Raw genomic sequence first — 1,724 nt, forward strand, 5'->3', positions numbered from 1 at the left:
TCTGGCGGCGACCCGGCGTAGTCGGCTTGTACTTACGAATAGCCATACTTTTGCTCTTCCTTAACTTCCTCGTCGGCTAGCGGCTAGGCTGCCGAACCGCCGAAGATGTCGATGGGATCGCTGCCGGCCGCGAGAGTCACGTAGGCGCGCTTGGTGTTCTTGCGCTTGCCGTAGCCGGTGCGGGAACGCTTGCGCTTGCCCTCACGGTTGAGGGTGTTGACGGAAGCGACCTTGGCACCGAAAATCTCCTGGACCGCGATCTTGATCTGGGTCTTGTTAGCGTCGGTGTGGACCAGGAACGTGTAAACGCCCTGCTCCATGAGTCCGTAGGACTTCTCAGACACTACCGGTGCAACAATGATGTCGCGGGGATCTGCGATGGTAGCCATTACTTCTCCTCCTTACCGGCGGTGCGAGTGATGAAGTCATTAAGTGCCTGAACGGCGAAGATGACGTCATCGGCCTTCAGAACGTCGTAGGTGTTCAGCTGATCCTCAGACAGGATGTGGACACCTGGCAGGTTACGAACCGACTTCCACGAGTTGACATCCTCGCGCGGCAGAACGACGAGCACGTTGCGGCGCTCAGTCAGACGCTCCACGAAAGTACGAGCTGCCTTGGTGGACGGGGTCTGGCCTGGGACCAGTTCCTCGACAACGTGGATGCGGTCGTGGCGAGCACGGTCAGAGAGTGCGCCGCGCAGAGCAGCTGCAATCATCTTCTTCGGGGTGCGCTGGCTGTAGTCGCGCGGCACCGGGCCGTGAACGATGCCACCACCGGTCCAGTGCGGAGCACGGATCGAGCCCTGACGAGCGCGACCGGTACCCTTCTGGCGCCACGGCTTGCGGCCACCGCCGCGAACCTCACCGCGGGTCTTGACCTTGTGGGTGCCCTGGCGAGCTGCTGCACGCTGTGCGACAACAACCTGGTGCATCAGGGCGATGGACACCTCCGCGTCGAACACGGAAGCAGGAAGCTCAACCGAACCGTTCACGCCGCCTTCAGCGGTGTGTACGTCTAGCTTGAGGTTGGTCATGCGTGAGCACCACCCTTCGTGGCAGTCTTAACAACCAGCAGGCCACCGCGTGCACCCGGAACTGCGCCCTTGATGAGCAGCAGGTTCGCGTCAGCGTCAACCTTCTGGATCTTCAGGTTCTGGGTCGTGACCCGGTCGTTACCCATGCGGCCTGCCATACGCTTGCCCTTGAAGACGCGTCCTGGCGTGGCGCAAGCGCCAATGCCACCAACACGACGGTGAGCAGCCTGGTTACCGTGAGCAGCACCCTGGCCGCCAAAGCCGTGGCGCTTCATAGCACCGGCGAAGCCGTGGCCCTTAGAGGTACCAGTGACGTCGACGTACTCGATTTCGCCAAAGATGTCGACACCAACGGACTGGCCGACCTCGTAAGAGGAAGCGTCCGGGGTGCGAATCTCGACGCTGTGGCGACGCGGGGTCACACCGGCCTTCTTGAAGTGGCCGGCCTCCGGCTTGTTGACCTTACGCGGGTCAATTTCGCCGTATGCAATCTGGACGGCGTCGTAGCCGTCGGTTTCCTTAGTGCGCACCTGAGTCACTACGCACGGCCCAGCCTCAACGACGGTAACCGGAACAACGCGGTTCTCATCGTCGAAGATCTGAGTCATACCGAGCTTCGTGCCCAGGATGCCCTTGATCTCGTTTTCACTCATTTATCTTGTCTCCGCTACCAAAAGTCCAGGATCAC

General features: G+C 60.9%; 3 protein-coding genes. All 3 read right to left on the bottom strand.

The window, feature by feature from the left end:
* Window positions 1–83: 83 nt before the first annotated feature.
* Genes rplW through rplC form a run of 3 tightly spaced genes read right to left on the bottom strand, consistent with a single transcriptional unit; the run spans window position 84 to window position 1,689 of the window.
* Window positions 84–389, bottom strand: a complete 306-nt coding sequence (gene rplW / locus Q0331_RS03685; protein ID WP_005509869.1) for a 50S ribosomal protein L23 — start codon at window positions 387–389, stop codon at window positions 84–86.
* On the bottom strand, window positions 389–1,036 hold the full coding sequence (gene rplD / locus Q0331_RS03690) for a 50S ribosomal protein L4 (RefSeq protein ID WP_049190610.1): 648 nt from the start codon (window positions 1,034–1,036) through the stop codon (window positions 389–391). The genes rplW and rplD overlap by 1 nt, the downstream gene beginning before the upstream one ends.
* Window positions 1,033–1,689, bottom strand: coding sequence for a 50S ribosomal protein L3 (rplC, locus tag Q0331_RS03695; protein ID WP_298074984.1), 657 nt, complete (start codon window positions 1,687–1,689; stop codon window positions 1,033–1,035). The genes rplD and rplC overlap by 4 nt, the downstream gene beginning before the upstream one ends.
* Window positions 1,690–1,724: the final 35 nt, after the last annotated feature.

It is taken from the genome of uncultured Corynebacterium sp. (assembly GCF_937999985.1).
Lineage (GTDB): Bacteria > Actinomycetota > Actinomycetes > Mycobacteriales > Mycobacteriaceae > Corynebacterium.